General features: G+C 67.8%; 16 protein-coding genes and 1 tRNA gene. 14 read left to right on the forward strand and 3 right to left on the reverse strand.

The window, feature by feature from the left end; all coding sequences use genetic code 11:
* The first annotated feature begins 216 nt into the window (after nucleotides 1-216).
* The gene (locus Q0672_RS19620) at nucleotides 217-594 is read left to right on the forward strand and encodes a DUF805 domain-containing protein (protein WP_298624966.1); all 378 of its coding nucleotides are present in this window, start codon (nucleotides 217-219) and stop codon (nucleotides 592-594) included.
* Between the two features lie 6 nt (nucleotides 595-600).
* On the opposite strand, the gene guaD is transcribed toward Q0672_RS19620, so the two are convergent.
* Nucleotides 601-1923 carry a guanine deaminase gene (gene guaD / locus Q0672_RS19625; RefSeq protein WP_298624967.1) on the reverse strand — a complete coding sequence of 441 codons (1323 nt, stop codon included), beginning with the start codon at nucleotides 1921-1923 and terminating at the stop codon, nucleotides 601-603.
* Nucleotides 1920-2951, reverse strand: coding sequence for a xanthine dehydrogenase accessory protein XdhC (gene xdhC / locus Q0672_RS19630; RefSeq protein WP_298624968.1), 1032 nt, complete (start codon nucleotides 2949-2951; stop codon nucleotides 1920-1922). Before xdhC ends, guaD begins: the two co-directional genes overlap by 4 nt.
* Nucleotides 2952-3171: 220 nt before the next feature.
* On the opposite strand from xdhC, the gene Q0672_RS19635 reads away from it, so the two are divergent.
* The 4 genes from Q0672_RS19635 to Q0672_RS19650 all read left to right on the forward strand — a co-directional run bounded on the left by Q0672_RS19635 (nucleotide 3172) and on the right by Q0672_RS19650 (nucleotide 6387).
* A tRNA-Leu gene (locus Q0672_RS19635) sits at nucleotides 3172-3256 on the forward strand.
* 392 nt (nucleotides 3257-3648) lie between these two features.
* Entirely contained in the window at nucleotides 3649-4320 is a 672-nt protein-coding gene (locus tag Q0672_RS19640; RefSeq protein ID WP_298624970.1) for a DNA alkylation repair protein, read from the forward strand.
* 276 nt (nucleotides 4321-4596) lie between these two features.
* Nucleotides 4597-4935: a P-II family nitrogen regulator gene (locus Q0672_RS19645; RefSeq protein WP_298624971.1), complete on the forward strand. Its 339-nt coding sequence runs from the start codon at nucleotides 4597-4599 to the stop codon at nucleotides 4933-4935.
* Nucleotides 4936-4947: 12 nt separating this feature from the next.
* Entirely contained in the window at nucleotides 4948-6387 is a 1440-nt protein-coding gene (locus Q0672_RS19650; protein ID WP_298624973.1) for an ammonium transporter, read from the forward strand.
* A gap of 69 nt (nucleotides 6388-6456) precedes the next feature.
* Here Q0672_RS19650 and Q0672_RS19655 read toward each other — a convergent pair whose 3' ends face one another.
* Nucleotides 6457-7056, reverse strand: a complete 600-nt coding sequence (locus Q0672_RS19655; protein ID WP_298624975.1) for an XRE family transcriptional regulator — start codon at nucleotides 7054-7056, stop codon at nucleotides 6457-6459.
* A 142-nt stretch (nucleotides 7057-7198) separates the two neighbouring features.
* Here Q0672_RS19655 and purU point away from each other — a divergent pair, with 142 nt between their 5' ends.
* The 9 genes from purU to Q0672_RS19700 all read left to right on the forward strand — a co-directional run bounded on the left by purU (nucleotide 7199) and on the right by Q0672_RS19700 (nucleotide 17591).
* Complete coding sequence (gene purU / locus Q0672_RS19660; protein ID WP_298624977.1) at nucleotides 7199-8059, forward strand: formyltetrahydrofolate deformylase; 861 nt, start codon at nucleotides 7199-7201, stop codon at nucleotides 8057-8059.
* Nucleotides 8060-8172: 113 nt separating this feature from the next.
* The gene (locus Q0672_RS19665; protein ID WP_153162484.1) at nucleotides 8173-9414 is read left to right on the forward strand and encodes an FAD-dependent oxidoreductase; all 1242 of its coding nucleotides are present in this window, start codon (nucleotides 8173-8175) and stop codon (nucleotides 9412-9414) included.
* 14 nt (nucleotides 9415-9428) lie between these two features.
* Nucleotides 9429-9686 carry a sarcosine oxidase subunit delta gene (locus tag Q0672_RS19670; protein ID WP_298624979.1) on the forward strand — a complete coding sequence of 86 codons (258 nt, stop codon included), beginning with the start codon at nucleotides 9429-9431 and terminating at the stop codon, nucleotides 9684-9686.
* Nucleotides 9686-12595 (forward strand): 2Fe-2S iron-sulfur cluster-binding protein, encoded by a 2910-nt coding sequence (locus Q0672_RS19675; RefSeq protein ID WP_298624981.1) that lies wholly within the window; start codon nucleotides 9686-9688, stop codon nucleotides 12593-12595. Before Q0672_RS19670 ends, Q0672_RS19675 begins: the two co-directional genes overlap by 1 nt.
* Nucleotides 12592-13197, forward strand: a complete 606-nt coding sequence (locus tag Q0672_RS19680; protein WP_298624983.1) for a hypothetical protein — start codon at nucleotides 12592-12594, stop codon at nucleotides 13195-13197. The genes Q0672_RS19675 and Q0672_RS19680 overlap by 4 nt, the downstream gene beginning before the upstream one ends.
* A 35-nt stretch (nucleotides 13198-13232) precedes the next feature.
* A complete protein-coding gene (gene glnT / locus Q0672_RS19685; RefSeq protein WP_298624985.1) occupies nucleotides 13233-14552 on the forward strand; it encodes a type III glutamate--ammonia ligase in 1320 nt (439 codons plus the stop codon).
* A 24-nt stretch (nucleotides 14553-14576) separates the two neighbouring features.
* Nucleotides 14577-15485, forward strand: a complete 909-nt coding sequence (locus tag Q0672_RS19690; RefSeq protein WP_298624987.1) for a glutamine amidotransferase family protein — start codon at nucleotides 14577-14579, stop codon at nucleotides 15483-15485.
* Complete coding sequence (locus Q0672_RS19695; protein WP_298624989.1) at nucleotides 15473-16162, forward strand: protein glxC; 690 nt, start codon at nucleotides 15473-15475, stop codon at nucleotides 16160-16162. Before Q0672_RS19690 ends, Q0672_RS19695 begins: the two co-directional genes overlap by 13 nt.
* A gap of 67 nt (nucleotides 16163-16229) precedes the next feature.
* Nucleotides 16230-17591, forward strand: coding sequence for an FMN-binding glutamate synthase family protein (locus Q0672_RS19700; RefSeq protein ID WP_153162477.1), 1362 nt, complete (start codon nucleotides 16230-16232; stop codon nucleotides 17589-17591).
* The last annotated feature ends 112 nt before the right edge of the window (nucleotides 17592-17703 follow it).

Below are 17703 nucleotides of genomic sequence, written 5' to 3' on the forward strand. Positions count from 1 at the left end.
ACACCAGCTGGCCGGCGAAGTAGATGCGGTAGTTGCGGGAGGCGAGGGCGCGGAGATACGGCGGCATGGGGGCGAGGCGGCGGGCAAACCCGGAAGGTAGTCTGCTTGCCGCCCGCTGTGAAGGGGCTGGCCGCGCCCGGAGCGAGCACCGGCGGCGCGGCGCATGCTATCGTCGTTCAGGGGCAATCCGCCCGTTTTCACGCGTGAGGTGACAGGATGGAGTGGTATCTGCTGGCTTTCCGGAAGTTCGCCGAGTTCAAGGGGCGCTCGCCGCGCAAGGAATACTGGATGTTCACCCTCTTCAACCTGCTGATCGCCCTGGGGCTGGGCATGCTGGCCGGGCTGGTCGGCGGCAGGGGAGGCGGGCTGACCGACGTGGTGTCGGGCCTCTACACCCTGGTCGTGTTCGTCCCGAGCCTCGCCCTGTCGGTGCGTCGGCTGCACGACATCGGCAAGTCGGGCTGGTGGATGCTGATCTCGCTGATCCCGCTGGTCGGTCCATTGATCGTGCTGTTCTTCATGGTGAAGGACAGCCAGCCGGGCACCAACGAATACGGCCCGAACCCGAAGGAAGCGGTGCTGCTGCCCGCCTGACGGGGGTCAGCCCCGTCGCCAGGCCACCTCGCCCAGCACGTGGGTGGCCACCACGCAGCGCTGGTCGCCAAGGATCATCAGCGCGAACAGGCGCTCGGCCAGCGTGGTGGTGCGTTCCATCCGCCACGCGAGCTCCGGCGTGGCGGCCCAGTCCAGCACCACGAAATCCGCCTCTCGGCCCGGCGCGAAGCTGCCGATGAATTCATCCAGGTAAAGCGCCCGGGCCCCGCCCAGGGTGGCGAGGTAGAAGCCCCTGAGCGCCCCCAGCGGCGTGCCGTGGGTCTGGCTCACGTGGTAGGCATCGCGCAGGGTGGCGAGCAGGCTGAAGCCCGTGCCGGCGCCGATGTCGGTGGCGAGGCCCACCCGCAGGCCGGCGTCGAGGCTGGCGGCGTGATCGAAGAAGCCGCTGCCGAGGAACAGGTTCGAGCTGGGGCAGAAGGCCGCGCTGGTGCCGCTGGCCGCCATCGCCCGGCGTTCGTCGTCATCCAGGTGGATGCAGTGGGCGTGGATCGCCCGTGGACCGAGAAGCCCGAAATGGGCGTAAACATTCAGATAGCTGCTTTGATCCGGAAAAAGATCGGCCACCCAGGCCAGCTCGGCGCGATTTTCGGCCAGATGGGTCTGCAGGTGCAGATCGGGCACGCTTGCGAAGAGTTCGCCCGCGAGGCGCAGCTGTTCTGGCGTCGAGGTGGGCGCGAAACGCGGCGTGAGGCTGTAGCGCAGGCGCCCGCGGCCGTGCCAGCGGCCGATCAGGTCCAGGCTGTCGCGGATGCCCGATTCGGCGGTGTCGCGCAGGTTGTCGGGGCAGTTGCGGTCCATCAGTACCTTGCCGCACAGCAGGCGCAGCCGGTGCGCCTCGGCCACGGCGAAGAAGGCGTCGGCCGAGTGGGCATGCACGGTGCCGAACACCGACGCGGACGTGGTGCCGTGGGCGAGCAGGCGCTCCACCACGAAGGCAGCGGCCCGCTCGGCCTCGGAAAGATCGGCCAGCCGCGCCTCGGCGGGGAAGGTGTATTCGTTCAGCCAGTCGAGCAGCTGGCGGCCGTAGGCGCCGATGATCCCGGCCTGGGCGTAGTGCAGGTGGGTGTCCACGAAGCCCGGCAGCACGAGGCGGCCCCGGTGGTCGTGGAAGGCGGCGGATTCGCGCACGCCGGGCGGCAGGGCCGGGACGATGGCGTCCCACGGCCCGGCGCCCTGGATGCGCCCATCGACGATCCACAGGCCGCCATCGTCGAAATATTGCCAGGCGGCCGGGTCGGCCTCCGGCCCCGGATCGGACAGGAAGTGGAGCACCTGCCCGCGGACGAGGACGTGCTGCGCGGCCATCATTGGGGCCTCGGCAGCGACGACAGGGGCGGCACGTCGGGCCCGGGGTGGGTGGCGTGGCCGATGGCCATGCGGGTTTCGCGCACCTGGAGGATCTGCGCCGCCACCGACGCTGCGATGGCTGCCGGGTGCTTGCCCTCGATGCCGGGAATGCCGATGGGGCAGGTGAGGTCGTCGAGGCGCTCCGGGTGGAGGCCGCGATGGACCAGCTGCCGGCTGATGGCCTCCCGTTTGGATTCGGAGCCGATGAGGCCCAGAAAGGCGAAGTCCTCGCGCAGGCAGGCGGCCTCGCAGAGTTCAAGGTCGAGGGCGTGGCTGTGGGTCATCACCAGAAGGTAGGCGCCCGGCGGGGCGGTGGCGATCTGCGTGGCGGGCTGGTTGGTGACGAGCGGGCGGACATTGTCGGCCTGGGGGCCGGCCGCCTCGAACAGCTCGGCCCGCCCATCCACCCAGGTGATCTGAGTGCCCAGCGGCGTGAGCGCGCGCACCACGGCCGAGCCCACATGGCCAGCGCCGAACACATAGACCGGAAACGGATCGCCCCCCAGCTGCTGGCTGAAGCGCCAGTGCTCGCCGTGGGTGGTGAGGTGAGCAAAATCCGGTCCGCTACCCGCAAGCCGCGGGTCGATCAGCGTCCAGCCGGATGCGCCGTCGGTGTCGGAGAGCCGGCGGCGTAGGCCCATGCCGGCCTCGACCGCCGAGGCACGCACCTGCCATTCGGGCTGCGTGGCGGTGTCGATGCGTTCTGCCGCCAGCCACACGATGCCGCCACAGGCCTGGCCCATCGTCGGACCAAGGGTGAAACGCAGCAGACGGGGCGGGCCGCCCACTTCGAGCAGCGCATCGGCAGCGCTGGTGGCGAGCCATTCCAGCTGCCCGCCGCCAATACTGCCCTGGTTGTCGCCCGGGGTGACCAGCATGGTCGTGCCGGCTTCGCGGGGCGTGGAGCCAACGGTATGGACGATCGTGAGCAGCACGGCAGCATCGCCGGCGGCGAGGGTTCTGACCAGAGCGGGTAGCCAGTCGATCATGCGGATGGGGTCTCCGGACGAGCAGGGGCGGCGCGCATCAAGGCCGGCAGGGGCAGGACAACCGCCCCTGCATCCGGGCGTGCCGTGTCTCCCACGGTACCACAGGCCACCCCTGCCGGCGCGCCGTCCGCCGGGGGCGTGCAATCACCCCTTGACGAAGCTCAGGATTAAGCTAGAATTCACGCCCTTCTGCGCTCCTCGTCAAACAGGTTGCTGCAGTGCCTTGGTGGTGAAATTGGTAGACACGCTATCTTGAGGGGGTAGTGGCGAAAGCCGTGCGAGTTCGAGTCTCGCCCAAGGCACCATTAGATGTTCCAAAGCAGTCCAAATCAGGCCGGCAAACCCAGCAAAATCAAGGGTTCCGGCCTTTTTTGCGTCCGTAGTGTTCCGAGCTTTCTGCTGCCAGCGGGCGATGCCCGGGGGCATCATTGGGGGTATGTCGCTCGATCTGGAAGCCGATGCCCCCAATCTGAAAACCCGAACTCGGGGGTGCTTCAGGGCTCGTTTCCGCGCAGCCGCGTGCCAGCTGGGCGGTGCGGGATGGTTTGAAGCGCTTTGGTTTTCTGGCTTGATTCAGGCAGGGTAGGCTTCGCGTCTTCTGCGCGCCGACGCGTCTGAAGGTGCGAAACCAATGTGCGGCGCGGGATTGACGCCTTTACTGCTCGTGGATCAATTTGCCAACGCGGCCTTCTTGCCCATGCATCCCGTCGCCCAGTCCATCGTCACCGCGCTTGCCGCCCACGCCGACCCCGCCCGTGCGGAGGGAATGGTGGCCTACATGCGTGGTCAGTTTGCGTTCTTCGGCATTCAGACGCCCGTGCGGCGGGCGCTGACGCGGCCGTTCATTCGCGATGCGCGGCCGGCGGATGAGCTCTTGGCGATCGCTGCGGACCTGTGGGCGCAGCCGGAGCGGGAGTGCCAGTACGTGGGCAGCGACCTGCTCGCCCGCCAGTGGCGGGCGCTGGATGCGTCCCACGTGCCGGCGGTGATCGAGCTGGCCCGGGGCAAGGCCTGGTGGGACACCGTGGATGCGTTGGCCGGGGTGGTGGGCTACGTGTTGCGCCCGGTGCCCGCCGAGGCGGCGCTGCAGATGGATGCGGCAGTGGCGCATCCGGATAAATGGGTGCGACGCGTCGCGATGCTCCATCAGCTAGGCTGGCGCGGCGACACCGACGTGGCGCGGCTGTTCGGCTACGCGCTGAAACTGGCGCCGGAGCCGGATTTCTTCATCCGCAAGGCGATCGGCTGGGCCTTGCGCGACTACGCCCGTCACGACCCAGCGGCGGTGGGGGATTTCCTCGCCCGTCACGCCGGCGTGCTGTCGCCCCTCACCCGGCGGGAAGCCGGCAAGCACCTTCCCGCGGGCTGACGCGGGGCGCGGTTCCGCGCCTTCTCCGCGTCCATTCCTCACCGATTTTGCGTCCCGTTTTGGTGCGCCGCAGCAGTCGTGCGCTGTGTTGCGGTGCATTAATCTTTGTTTCTCTGTGGTTAAAACCCGTTAAGCCGGGTGTTGGCGCCGTGGCACGTCTCATGCTTCATGTAGTGAAAAATTTATTCACTTCATGCAATGGAGGTACAGCCATGCAATGCCAGCAGAGAACGGTCGTACGGTGCGCCCCGGCGCCGCTTCGTGGAGGACGCTCCCATGAAGCTCATTAGCGCAATCATCAAGCCCTTCAAGCTCGACGAGGTCCGCGAGGCCCTCAACGTGGTGGGCGTGCACGGCCTCACCGTCACCGAGGTGAAGGGCTTCGGCCGCCAGAAGGGCCACACCGAGCTCTACCGGGGCGCCGAGTACGTGGTGGATTTCCTGCCCAAGGTGAAGCTGGAGATGGCGGTGGCCGACGAGCGCGTCGAGGACGCCATCGGCGCCATCGAGAAGTCCGCATCCACCGGCAAGATCGGCGACGGAAAGATCTTCGTCTTCGATCTGGAAAGAGCCATCCGCATCCGTACCGGCGAGTCCGGCAACGAAGCCCTGTAAGGAGAGAAGACGATGAAACGCTTGCTCATCAGTGCATCCCCCTTGCTGGGGATGCTGTTTGCCGTGCCCGGCTTTGCCGAGGACGCGGCCCCTGCCGCCGCGGCGGTGGCGGATGCGGCGGCCCAGGCGGCCGCTGCGGCGCCGGTGCCCAACAAGGGCGACACGGCCTGGCTGATCACCGCCACGATGATGGTGGTGATGATGGCCGCGCCGGGCCTCGGGCTGTTCTACGGCGGGATGGTGCGCGCCAAGAACATGCTGTCGGTGCTCATGCAGACGCTGGTCGTGTTCTGTCTGCTCGGCGTGCTGTGGGCGGTGTATGGCTACAGCCTGGCGTTCACCGACGGCAACGCCTTCATCGGCGGCTTCGACAAGCTGTTCATGAAGGGCGTGACGCCGGAATCGGTGGTGGCCACCTTCAGCAAGGGCGTGGTGCTGCCGGAGTACATCTTCGCGGCCTTCGAGCTGACCTTCGCGGCGATCACCCCGGCGCTGATCATCGGCGGCTTCGCCGAGCGCATCAAGTTCTCGGCGGCGCTGATCTTCATGGTGATCTGGTTCACCTTCTCCTACATCCCGATGGCCCACATGGTGTGGTACTGGGCCGGCCCGGATGCCTACACCTCGGCCGAAGCTGCAGAGAAGGCGGGCGAAGTGGCGGGCTTCCTGTTCGGCAAGGGCGCGCTCGACTTCGCGGGCGGCACGGTGGTGCATATCAACGCCGGCGTGGCCGCGCTGATCGGTGCCTTCATGATCGGCCCGCGCCTGGGCTATCGCCGCGAGTCGATGGCGCCCCACAGCCTCACCATGACCATGGTCGGCGCGTCGCTGCTGTTCGTGGGCTGGTTCGGCTTCAACGTGGGTTCGTCGCTGGAAGCCGGCGCCACCGCGGGCCTCGCCTTCTTCAACACGCTGGTCGCCACCTGTGCGGCAACCGTCTCCTGGACGGTGATCGAGGCCGTGCTGAAGGGCAAGCCGTCGATGCTCGGCGCGGTGTCCGGCGCCATCGCCGGCCTGGTGGTGATCACCCCGGCCTGCGGCCTGGTGGGGCCGATGGGCGCCATCGTGATGGGGCTCCTGGGCGGCGTGGTGTGCTACTGGGGCGTCAATGGCCTCAAGCGCATGCTGGGCGTGGATGACACCCTCGACGTGTTCGGCGTGCATGGCGTGGGCGGCATCCTCGGTGCGCTGCTCACCGGCGTGTTCGCCGCGCCGGAGCTGGGCGGCACCGGCGTCTATGACTACGTGGCCAACGCGGTTGCGCCCTACGACATGAGCGCGCAGCTGATCGCCCAGGCCTGGGGCGTGGGCACCGCGGTGGTGTGGTCGGGCGTGGTGTCGTACCTGGGCTTCAAGCTGATCGACATGACCATCGGCCTGCGGGTGAGCGAAGAGGACGAGCGCGAGGGCCTGGATCACGCGGCCCACGGCGAATCGGCCTACCACCTCTGAGCGGAGGGCGCCCTGAACGACATCGGGACGCCTGTGGGCGTCCCGATTCGTCAGCGTACCGGATGGTGGTCAGTCTTCGCCGCCGGCCGGGTACATCAGGATCGACAGGAACTTGATCGGCACCTGGTTGAGCTTCTCGGGCCCGTGGGGCACGTCGCCCCGGAAGGTGAGGGCGTCGCCGGGTTTGAGCACGTAGGTGTTCTGGCCGTGGCGGTACTCGATCTCGCCCTCGAGCATGTAGATGAACTCGGTGCCCGGGTGTTCGAAGATCGGGAAGGTCTCGGAGGCGTGGTCGATGCTGATCAGGAAGGGCTCGAAGACCTTGGTGGGCCCCTGGTCGTAGGCCAGCAGGTGGTAGGTGTGGCCTCTCTTGGTGCCCCGGCGGACGACCTCCATCCCTTCGCCGTCCTTCACCAGCTGGGCGCTGCCGTCGCGCACGTCGTAGCCGCGGAACAGGGTGGAGATGGACACCCCGAGGGCGTTGGCGAGCCGTGACAGGGTGTCGAGGCTGGTGGCGGTCTGGGCGTTCTCGATCTTGGACAGCATGCCGCGGCTGATGCCGGCCAGGTTGGCCACGTCGGCGATGGTCAGCCCGTGCTTCTGGCGCAGATCCCGGATGGTGTTGCCCAGGTAGCGCTCGAGGCTGGTCGTGTCTTGGTTTTCGGTCATGGAATTTCCCCTCAACAGGCTGGGGCGATTATTGCACACGCCATATGTTTCCTGCTGAGAAAAATAGTTGACACTCAGTTATCGAAGATGCACTATGTTCAAAAATAATTCGTTGTATGAACTTTCCAGCGGAGCAGCGAACATGTCGTCGAATCGTCGTTACACCCTCTCCCTCTCGTGCCCGGATCGGGTCGGCATCGTCGCCGCGGTGAGCGGATTCCTGGCCCACAACAAGGGCTGGATCACCGAGGCCAACCACCACGCGGATGCCGAAGCCGGCCGTTTCTTCATGCGTCAGGAAATCCTGGCCGACACGCTGCCGTTCGGCCTGGGCGAGTTTCAGGAGAAGTTCGCCCCCATCGCCGCCGAGTTCGGGATGGATTGGTCGATCAGCGACAGCGCCCGCAAGAAGCGCGTGGTGATCCTCGTCTCCAAGCAGGAGCACTGCCTGTACGACCTCTTCGCCCGCTGGCAGTCGGGTGATCTGGACATCGACATTCCCTGCGTGATCTCCAACCACGAGACCTTCCGGGGCTTTGTGGAGTGGCACGGCATCCCCTTCCACCACGTGCCGGTGACGCCCGACAACAAGCCCGCCGCCTACGCCAAGGTCGAGCAGCTCTTCAACGAGGCCGAGGGCGACGTGATGGTGCTGGCCCGCTACATGCAGATCCTGTCGCCCGAGCTGTGCGCCAACTACCCGGGCCGGATCATCAACATCCACCACAGCTTCCTGCCCAGCTTCGTGGGCGCCAAGCCTTACCACCAGGCCTACACCCGGGGCGTGAAGCTGATCGGCGCCACCTGCCACTACGTGACCAGCGAGCTCGACCAGGGCCCGATCATCGAGCAGGACGTGATCCGCGTGGATCACTCCGACGCCCCGGACGACCTGGTGCGCTACGGCAAGGATATCGAGAAGGCCGTGCTCGCCCGCGGCCTGCGCTACCACCTGGAAGACCGGGTGCTGGTGCATGGCAACAAGACGGTGGTGTTCCGCTGAGCCGCATTTGTCGGGTTACGCCCTGCGGGCTGACCCGACCTACGTAACCAAGAGGCAGGCCGGGTTAGCGCAGCGCAACCCGGCACCCCCGAACCGAGACTGAGGAATCCACCATGCCCTGGCGTCTCCTGCGCTTTGCGCTCAACAAGAAACATCCCGAGCCGCGGATGTTCACCCCCCACGCCGAGCTCAAGCCGAGCTACGACGTGGTGATCATCGGCGGTGGCGGGCACGGCCTGGCGGCGGCCTACTACCTGGCCCGCGAGCACGGCATCACCAACGTGTGCGTGCTCGAGAAGGGCTACATCGGCGGCGGCAACACCGGCCGCAACACGACGATCATCCGCTCCAACTACCTCACCCCCGAGGGCGTGCAGTTCTACGACGAGTCGGTGCGCCTGTGGCAGGACCTGTCGGAAGACTTCGACCTCAACCTGTTCTACGCCAACCGCGGCCACTTCACCCTGGCCCACACCGATTCGGCCCTGCGCACCATGCGCTGGCGCGCCGAGGTGAACAAGCACTACGGCGTGGCCTCGGAAGTGGTCGGCCCGGAGGTGGTGAAGGAAGCCGCCCCGATGATCGACATCACCTGCAGCGGCCACGCGCCCATCCTCGGCGCCCTGTACCACGCGCCGGGCTCCGTGGCCCGCCACGACGCGGTGGCCTGGGGCTACGGCCGCGGTGCCGACCAGCGCGGCGTCGAGATCCACCAGCAGACCGAGGTGCTCGGCATCGACGTGGAAGGCGGCAAGGTCAAGGGCGTTCAGACCTCCCGCGGCTACATCGCCACCAACAAGGTGCTGTGTGCGGTGGCCGGCTCCACCCCGCGCATCCTCAAGATGGTGGACATCAAGTCGCCGATCTACATCCACCCGCTGCAGGCGATGGTCAGCGAGCCGGTCAAGCCCTGGCTCGACCCGATCCTCGTCTCCGGCAGCCTGCATGTGTACATCAGCCAGTCGGCCCGCGGCGAGCTGGTGATGGGCGCCTCCCTCGATCCGTACGAGCTCCACGGCACCCGCTCCACGCTGGACTTCGTGGAGGGCCTCACCACCCACATGCTCGAGATGTTCCCTTTCCTCTCCAACGTGAAGGTGATGCGCCAATGGGCCGGCATGGCCGACATGACGCCGGACTTCGCCCCAGTGATGGGCAAGACGCCGGTGGAAGGCTTTTACCTGGATTCCGGCTGGGGCACCTGGGGCTTCAAGGCCACGCCGGTGTGCGGCAAGACCATGGCCCACACGGTGGCCACCGACACCAACCATCCGCTCATCACCGGCTTCTCCCTCGACCGCTTCCGCAACTACGCCCTCACCGGCGAAAAGGGCGCGGCGAGCGTGGGCCACTAAGCGAGGTTCCGACCATGAAGATCCTGACCTGTCCCCTGAACGGACCGCGCCCCGTCTCCGAGTTCTTCTACTGGGGCGAAGTCCGGCCGATGCCCGACCCCGCCGCCTGCGACGACGCCACCTGGGCCGACTACGTCTTCAACCGCAACGGCGCCCCCGGCGTGAAGCGCGAGTGGTGGTGCCACACCCCCAGCAACACCTGGTTCATCGCCGAACGCGACACCGAGAAGGACGTCGTCGTGCGTACCTACTTTTACGAGGGAGAAGCCTGATGCGACTGCCTGCCATCAGCGGTGAATGGATCGACCGCTCCCGCTCCGTCGAATTCCGCTTCGAGGGCCGCACCTACAAGGGCTACGAGGGCGACACCGTCACCACCGCCCTGTGGGGTGCCGATGTCCGCGTGCTGGGCCGCAGCTTCAAGTATCACCGGCCCCGCGGCGTGCTGTCCCTCGCCAACCACGACACCAACGCCATCCACCAGTGGGGCGACATGCCCAACCTGCGCGCCGACGTGACGCCGCTGGTCGCCGGGATGGATCTCACTGCGGTGAACACCTTCGGCTCGCTGGAGAACGACAAGGGCCGCGTGCTCGGCAAGCTGTCGCGCTTCCTGCCGGTGGGCTTCTACTACAAGGCCTTCCACAACAAGCGCCTGTTCCCCATGTGGGAGCGCATGTTCCGGGTGATGACCGGCCTCGGCCGCGTCGATGTCAGCGCCCCGCGCAAGCGCACCCCCAAGGCCTACGACTTCTGCGACGTGCTGGTGATCGGTGGTGGTGCCGCTGGCCTCTCCGCCGCACTGGCCGCCGCCGCCCAGGGCGCCGACGTGGTGGTGGTGGACGAGAACGCCCGCATCGGCGGCGCCGCTGGCTACCAGCTCGGCAACGACGCCACCCGCCGCCGCACCCACGCCGAGCTCCTCGCCTGCGTGGCCGCCGAGCCGCGCATCCGGGTCGTCACCGCCACCTACGCCGCCGGCTACTACAAGGACCACTGGATTCCGCTGGTCAGCGCGGAGCGCATGGTCAAGATGCGCGCTGGCAGCGTGGTGGTCGCCAGCGGCGCCTTCGAGCAGCCCGCCGTCTTCCACAACAACGACCTGCCCGGCGTGATGCTGGCCAGCGCCGCCCAGCGCCTGATCTACCGCTACGGCGTCAAGCCGATGCAGCGCGCCGTGGTGCTCGCCGCCAACGCCGACGGCTACCGCGCCGCCCTCGACCTGCTCGCCAACGACGTGGCGGTGGCCGCGGTGGTGGATCTGCGCCCGACGGTCGGCAGCGCCGAGCCCCTGGCCCGCCTGCTCGCCCAGGCCGGCGTCGAGGTGCTCACCGGCAGCTGCATCGTCGAAGGCGTGGCCGACGCCGCCGGGCTGTGCGCCGGCGCCCGTGTCGCCAGCCTCGGCGCCGATGGCAAGCCGGTGGGCGCTGAGCGCGAGATCGCCTGCGACGGCATCCTGATGAGCACCGGCTGGGCACCCGCCGCCAACCTGCTCTACCAGGCCGGCACCCGGATGCGCTTTGATACCGCGGTCGAGCAGTTCGTGCCCGACGTGCTGCCCGACGGCGTGTTCGCCTGCGGCCGCGTGAATGGCGTGTTCGGCCTTGAGCGCAAGCTCGCCGACGGCGCCCGTGCCGGCAGCCACGCCGCCGCTGCGGCCGGCTTCGGCAGCGCCACCGGCGACGCGCTGCCGCCGGAAGCCGAGTGCCCCAGCCATCCGTGGCCGATCGTCGATCACCCGGCTGGCAAGAACTTCGTCGATTTCGACGAAGACCTGCAATACAAGGATTTCTGCAACGCCGTGCAGGAGGGCTTCGACAACATCGAACTGCTCAAGCGCTTCTCCACCAACGGCATGGGCCCCAGCCAGGGCAAGCACTCCAACATGAACGGGCTGCGCATCCTGGCCCGGCTCACCGGCAAGGCGCCCCAGCAGGTCGGCACCACCACTGCCCGGCCGTTCTTCCACCCGGTGCCCATGTCCATCCTGGCCGGGCGCGGCTTCAGCCCCGAGCGACGCACCCCGCTGCACAGCCGCCACGAAGCCCTCAGCGCCAGGTGGATGCCCGCCGGCGTGTGGCAGCGGCCGGAGTTCTACCAGCGCGCCGGCGAGAGCCGTCTCGACTGCATCCGCGGCGAAGCGGCGGCGGTGCGCGGGGGCGTCGGCATCATCGACGTGGGCACCCTCGGCAAGCTGGAGGTGATCGGCCCCCAGGCCGCCGAGTTCCTCGAGCGCGTCTATACCGCCAGCTACGCCAACCTCAAGGTGGGCATGACCCGCTACGCGGTGATGTGCGACGAGGCCGGCGTGGTGATCGACGACGGCGTGGTGGCCCGGTTGGCGGAGGATCACTTCTACTTCACCACCACCACCTCCGGCGCCGCGACGATCTACCGCGAGCTGTCGCGCCTCAACACCATGTGGCGCCTCGACTGCGGCATCGTCAATCACACCGGCGCCTTTGCCGCGGTGAATCTCGCCGGGCCGAAATCCCGGCTGGTGCTGACCAAGCTCACCGGGCTCGATCTCTCCGCCGCCGCCTTCCCCTACCTGGCGGTGCGCGAGGCCGAGGTGGCGGTGAATGGTGGAAAAATCCCCGCCCGGCTGATGCGCGTCGGCTTCGTGGGCGAATGGGGCTACGAGATCCACGTGCCCGCCAACTGCGGCGGCGCCCTGTGGGACGCGCTGATGGCCGCCGGCAGCGCCCACGGCATCCGCCCCTTCGGCGTGGAAGCCCAGCGCCTGCTGCGGCTGGAGAAGGGCCACATCATCATCGGCCAGGACACCGACGGCCTCACCACCCCGCTCGAGGTGGGCCTCGACTGGGCGCTCAAGATGAACAAGCCCTTCTTCGTCGGCCAGCGCAGCCTCACCGCCGTCGGCCGCCTGCCGCGCCGCCAGAAGCTGGTGGGCATCCGCTTCCCGGCGGATCACGTCGGCCCGGTGCCGCTGGAATGCAACCTGGTCATCGCCAACGGCGAGATCGCCGGGCGGGTCACCAGCATCGCCTTCAGCCCGGCGGTCGGCTGCCACATCGGCCTCGCCTTCGTGAAGCCCGAGCTCGCCGAGACCGGCACCCGGCTCGACATCCGCCTCACCGGCGGCTCGATGGTGCAGGCCACCGTCTCCGCCGCCCCGTTCTACGACCCCGACAACCTCAAGCAGAAGGAGGCCGCATGAGCGCGCACCTCGCCCTGAGCCCGGTGGCCGACCTCGTCGCCGCCACGCTCCTCCCGCCCGAGCAGCAGGCCGCCGCCGCGGCCACCCTGGGCATCGCCGATCGCTCCGACCTGGCCCGCCACGGCTGCAAGGGCCCCGGCGCCGCCGAATGGCTGGTCGCCCGCGGCCTGCCCATCCCGCCGGTGCCCAACAGCTGGCTGCCGCTGGACGACGGCGGACGCATCGCCCGGCTCGGCTTCACCGAGTTCCTGATCGAAGGCCCGGTCGCGCTGATCGCCCCTCTCGCCGCCACTCCGCGCGGCCCGGGTGTGTATCCGGTGCTGCGCCAGGACGCCGCCTTCGTGCTGTCCGGCAGCCGGCTCGACGAGCTGCTGCGCCAGAGCTGCAGCGTGAATTTCCGCGCCCTCGACCTGGCTGCCCGCCCGGTGGTGCTGACCTCGATGGTCGGCGTCGGGGTGACGGCGATCCCCGAGCTCTGCGCCGGCCGCCCGACCCTGCGCATCTGGTGCGACGGCACCTACGGACATTACCTGTGGGAAACCCTGCTCGACATCGCCGGCGATCTCGGCGGCGGCGCGGTGGTTGCCCGCAGCATCGACTGAAAAAACCCCCAAACCCCAACTTCAGGAGAGCGGCAATGACGCCCACAGAAGCCAAGCAGTTTCTCGCGGACAACGACGTCAAGTATGTCCTTGCCCAGTTTGTCGACATCCACGGCGCGGCCAAGACCAAGGCCGTTCCCGCCGCGCATTTCGAGAGCATCCTCACCACCGGCGCGGGCTTCGCGGTGTGGGGCCTCGGCATCGAGCCCAACGGCCCGGATTACATGGCCATCGGCGATCTCTCGACGCTCACCCTGGTGCCCTGGCAGCCCGGCTACGCTCGCATCGCCTGCGACGGCCACGTGAAGGGCGAGCCCTGGCCGCTGGACACCCGCGTGGTGCTGAAGGAGCAGATCAAGCGCCTCGAGGCCAAGGGTTACACCTTCTTCACCGGGCTGGAGCCGGAGTTCTCGCTCCTCAAGAAGGACGAGGTCGGCCAGATCATCCCGACCGATCCCACCGACACGCTGCCCAAGCCCTGTTACGACTACAAGGGCCTGTCGCGCAACCGCCAGTTCCTCGAAACCCTCACCGACAGCCTGCGCAAGGTGGATGTGGACGTCTATCAGATCGACCACGAGGACGCCAACGGCCAGTTCGAGATCAACTACACCTACGCCGACTGCCTCACCTCCGCCGACCATTACCTGCTGTTCAAGATGGCCGCCTCGGAGATCGCCAACGACCTGGGCATGATCTGCTCCTTCATGCCCAAGCCCTTCGCCAACCGCCCGGGCAACGGCATGCACATCCACATGTCGCTGGGCGACGGCAAGACCAACCTGTTTGCCGACAAGCACGACAAGCGCGGGCTGGGCCTCTCCAAGCTGGCCTACCAGTTCCTCGCCGGCATCCTCGCCCACGCCCCGGCGCTGGCGGCGATCTGCGCGCCCACGGTCAACAGCTACAAGCGTCTGGTGGTCGGCCGCTCCCTCACCGGCGCCACCTGGGCCCCGGCCTACATCAGCTACGGCGACAACAACCGCTCGTCGATGGTGCGCATCCCCCACGGCCGGCTCGAACTGCGCCTGCCGGACGGCGCCTGCAACCCCTACCTCGCCACCGCCGCGGTGATCGCCGCCGGCCTCGACGGCATCGAGCGCGACCTCGACCCGGGCGAACCCCACAACCAGAACCTCTATGCGCTGAGCCCCGAAGAGCTCAAGGCCGCCGGCATCGGCATCCTGCCCCAGAACCTCCACGAGGCCCTGCTGGCGCTGGAGAACGACACCGTGCTGTGCAAGGCCCTCGGCCCGGTCGCCCCCGAATTCCTGCGCCTCAAGCACATGGAGTGGGTGGAGTACATGCGCCACGTGTCGGACTGGGAAATCAAGAACTACCTGGAATTTTTCTGATAACAGGACGAAGGAGAACAAACCATGTGTGGAATCGTTGGATTGCTGGTGAAGACACCGGCCCTGCGCGAGCAGCTCGGCGAACTGATGGTGCCGATGCTGATCGGCATGACCGAGCGCGGCCCCGACTCGGCCGGCCTGGCGGTGTTCGGCAACCCGCTGGCCGAGAGCCAGCGCAAGATCAGCGTGTATTCCGGCCTCACCGAGGACGGCGCCGACTTCAACTGGCTGGGCCTCGCCCACAGCCTGAAGGAGCACCTGGGCGTGCCGGTGGACGTCAGCATCAAGGGCAACCACGCCATCCTCAGCTTCGACGTGGCCCCGACCATCGTCAAGCGCTGGATCGCCGAGCATCACCCCAAGCTGCACATCCTCTCCACTGGCCGCAGCATCGATCTCTACAAGGACATCGGCACGCCGGCCGAAGTGGCCGCCCGCTACGGCTTTGACAAGCTCACCGGCTCGCACCTGGTCGGCCACACCCGGATGGCCACCGAATCGGCCGTGACGCCGGACCGCGCCCACCCCTTCACCGCCGGCGAGGACTTCTGCCTGGTGCATAACGGCTCGCTGTCCAACCCCAACGGCATCCGCCGGATGCTGGAGCCGCGCGGCATCCGCTTCGAGACCGACAACGACACCGAAGCCGCCTGCCGCTTTCTGGAATGGCGCCTGCGCGAAGGCGACGATCTCGAAACCGCGCTGCAGAAGGGCTTCGAGGAGCTCGACGGCTTCTTCACCTTCCTGATGGGCACGCCCGACAAGCTGGCCCTGATCCGCGACCCCTTCGCCTGCAAGCCGGCGGTGGTGGCCGAGACCGACGACTACGTGGCCATCGCCTCCGAATTCCGCTCCCTCGCCCACCTGCCCGGCATCAAGCACGCCACCGTTTTCGAACCCGCGCCCGAGGAGATGTACGTATGGAACGCCTGACCTTTGACCTCGCCACTATCCCGCTGCGCGAGCTCAACACCTTCCTGCACAACGACGCCAAGGACGGCAAGCCCCGCCACGTCACCGTGCTCAACCCCGATGGCGCCCACAACATCGCCGTTGGCCTCGACTGCCCCGTGCAGGTGGAAGTGGTCGGCCATGCCGGCTACTACGCCGGCGGGATGAACAAGTCGGCCACCGTCACCATCACCGGCAGCGCCGGCACCGGCGTGGCCGAAAACATGATGAGCGGCAAGGTGCACGTGAAGGGCTTCGCCAGCAACGGCGCCGGCGCCTCGGCCCACGGCGGCCTCCTGGTGATCGACGGCGACGCCGGCCTGCGCTGCGGCATCTCGCTCAAGGGCGGCGACATCGTCGTCGGCGGCTCGGTGGGCAGCTTCTCGGCCTTCATGGCCCAGGCCGGCCGCATGGTGATCTGCGGCGACGCCGGCGACGCCCTCGGCGATTCGCTTTACGAGGCGGTGCTCTACGTGAAGGGCAAGGTGAAATCCCTCGGCGCCGACGCCCAGTACGAGGAGATGAGCGATGCCGACATCGCCGCGGTGGCGAGCCTGCTCGACCAGGCCGGCCTCGACCACGACCCGAAGGCCTTCCGGCGCATCGCCTCCAAGCGTTCCCTCTACCACTGGAACGCCGACGCGAATCAGGAGTACTGAGCAGGAATACCGAGCAGGAATATCGCGCCGCCCCCCGCGCGCCACCCGGAACATCGAGGACACGATCATGGAAACCAAACCCCTGCATTTCAAGAACATCTCCCGCGAGGAATCCTACGGCTACGACCGCAAGACCCTCGACTACATCCGCAACGCCGCGGCCCACGGCCTGTATGAAATCCGCGGCATGGGCGCCAAGCGCAAGCTGCCCAACTTCGACGACCTCGTCTTCCTGGGCGCCTCCATGTCGCGCTACCCGCTCGAAGGCTATCGCGAGAAGTGCCTCACCAAGACCGTGCTCGGCACCCGCTTCGCCAAGAAGCCCATCGAGCTCGACATCCCCATCACCATCGCTGGCATGAGCTTCGGCGCGCTCTCCGCCAACGTGAAGGAAGCGCTGGGCCTCGCCGCCACCGAGATGGGCACCTCCACCACCACCGGCGACGGCGGCATGACCCAGGAAGAGCGCCGCTCCTCCAAGACGCTGATCTACCAGTGCCTGCCGTCCCGCTACGGCTTCAACCCCGACGACGTGCGCAAGGCGGACGCCATCGAGGTGGTCATCGGCCAGGGCGCCAAGCCGGGCGGCGGCGGCATGCTGCTGGGCCAGAAGGTGAACCCCCGCGTCGCCAAGATGCGCACCCTGCCGGAAGGCGTGGATCAGCGCTCCGCCTGCCGCCACCCGGACTGGACCGGCCCGGACGACCTCGCCATCAAGATCCAGGAGCTGCGCGAGATCACCGACTGGGAGAAGCCCATCTACGTGAAGGTCGGCGCCACCCGTACCTTCAACGACGTGAAGCTGGCCGTGCATTCCGGCGCCGACGTGGTGGTGGTGGACGGCATGCAGGGCGGCACCGCCGCCACCCAGACCTGCTTCATCGAGCACGTGGGCATCCCGACCCTCGCCGCCGTGCGCCAGGCCGTCGATGCGCTTGAAGACCTGGACATGAAGGGCAAGGTGCAGCTGATCGTCTCCGGCGGCATCCGCACCGGCGCCGACGTGGCCAAGGCACTGGCCATGGGCGCCGACGCGGTGGCCATCGGCCAGGGCGTGCTGGTGGCGCTGGGCTGCAACGGCGAGACCTACTTCCAGCACGGCGCCCACCACGACGCCCTCGCCGACTACAACGCCCTCGGCACCGCGCCGGGCTTCTGCCACCACTGCCACACCGGCAAGTGCCCGGTGGGCATCACCACCCAGGACGCGATCCTCGAGCAGCGCCTGTCGCCGGCTGTCGGTGCCAAGCACCTGAAGAACTACCTCAAGACCCTCAACATGGAGCTCACCACCATCGCCCGGGCCTGCGGCAAGCAGAACGTGCATCACCTGGAACCGGAGGATCTGGTCGCCCTCACCATTGAAGCCGCCGCCATGGCCGGCGTCCCGCTGGCGGGCACCAACTGGGTGCCGGGCCGGGGTTTCTGATCTGGAAGGGGACGGCGAGCCGTCCCCACGTCGCCCGGAAGCCAGAACTGTAGGTCGGTAGATACTGTTATCCCAGTCAAGCCCCGTGGAGCGCCGGCTGGAATGTCTGGCC

The organism is uncultured Zoogloea sp. (genome assembly GCF_937894855.1).
Lineage (GTDB): Bacteria > Pseudomonadota > Gammaproteobacteria > Burkholderiales > Rhodocyclaceae > Zoogloea > Zoogloea oryzae.

Coding starts and splice junctions, on each gene's coding strand:
- Q0672_RS19675 (WP_298624981.1), top strand. CDS start 9,686: ATGCGACTGCCTGCCATCAGCGGTGAATGGATCGACCGCTCCCGCTCC.
- Q0672_RS19650 (WP_298624973.1), top strand. CDS start 4,948: ATGAAACGCTTGCTCATCAGTGCATCCCCCTTGCTGGGGATGCTGTTT.
- Q0672_RS19690 (WP_298624987.1), top strand. CDS start 14,577: ATGTGTGGAATCGTTGGATTGCTGGTGAAGACACCGGCCCTGCGCGAG.
- Q0672_RS19665 (WP_153162484.1), top strand. CDS start 8,173: ATGCCCTGGCGTCTCCTGCGCTTTGCGCTCAACAAGAAACATCCCGAG.
- Q0672_RS19620 (WP_298624966.1), top strand. CDS start 217: ATGGAGTGGTATCTGCTGGCTTTCCGGAAGTTCGCCGAGTTCAAGGGG.
- guaD (WP_298624967.1), bottom strand. CDS start 1,923: ATGATGGCCGCGCAGCACGTCCTCGTCCGCGGGCAGGTGCTCCACTTC.
- Q0672_RS19670 (WP_298624979.1), top strand. CDS start 9,429: ATGAAGATCCTGACCTGTCCCCTGAACGGACCGCGCCCCGTCTCCGAG.
- Q0672_RS19655 (WP_298624975.1), bottom strand. CDS start 7,056: ATGACCGAAAACCAAGACACGACCAGCCTCGAGCGCTACCTGGGCAAC.
- Q0672_RS19695 (WP_298624989.1), top strand. CDS start 15,473: ATGGAACGCCTGACCTTTGACCTCGCCACTATCCCGCTGCGCGAGCTC.
- glnT (WP_298624985.1), top strand. CDS start 13,233: ATGACGCCCACAGAAGCCAAGCAGTTTCTCGCGGACAACGACGTCAAG.
- purU (WP_298624977.1), top strand. CDS start 7,199: ATGTCGTCGAATCGTCGTTACACCCTCTCCCTCTCGTGCCCGGATCGG.
- Q0672_RS19645 (WP_298624971.1), top strand. CDS start 4,597: ATGAAGCTCATTAGCGCAATCATCAAGCCCTTCAAGCTCGACGAGGTC.
- xdhC (WP_298624968.1), bottom strand. CDS start 2,951: ATGATCGACTGGCTACCCGCTCTGGTCAGAACCCTCGCCGCCGGCGAT.
- Q0672_RS19680 (WP_298624983.1), top strand. CDS start 12,592: ATGAGCGCGCACCTCGCCCTGAGCCCGGTGGCCGACCTCGTCGCCGCC.
- Q0672_RS19640 (WP_298624970.1), top strand. CDS start 3,649: ATGCATCCCGTCGCCCAGTCCATCGTCACCGCGCTTGCCGCCCACGCC.
- Q0672_RS19700 (WP_153162477.1), top strand. CDS start 16,230: ATGGAAACCAAACCCCTGCATTTCAAGAACATCTCCCGCGAGGAATCC.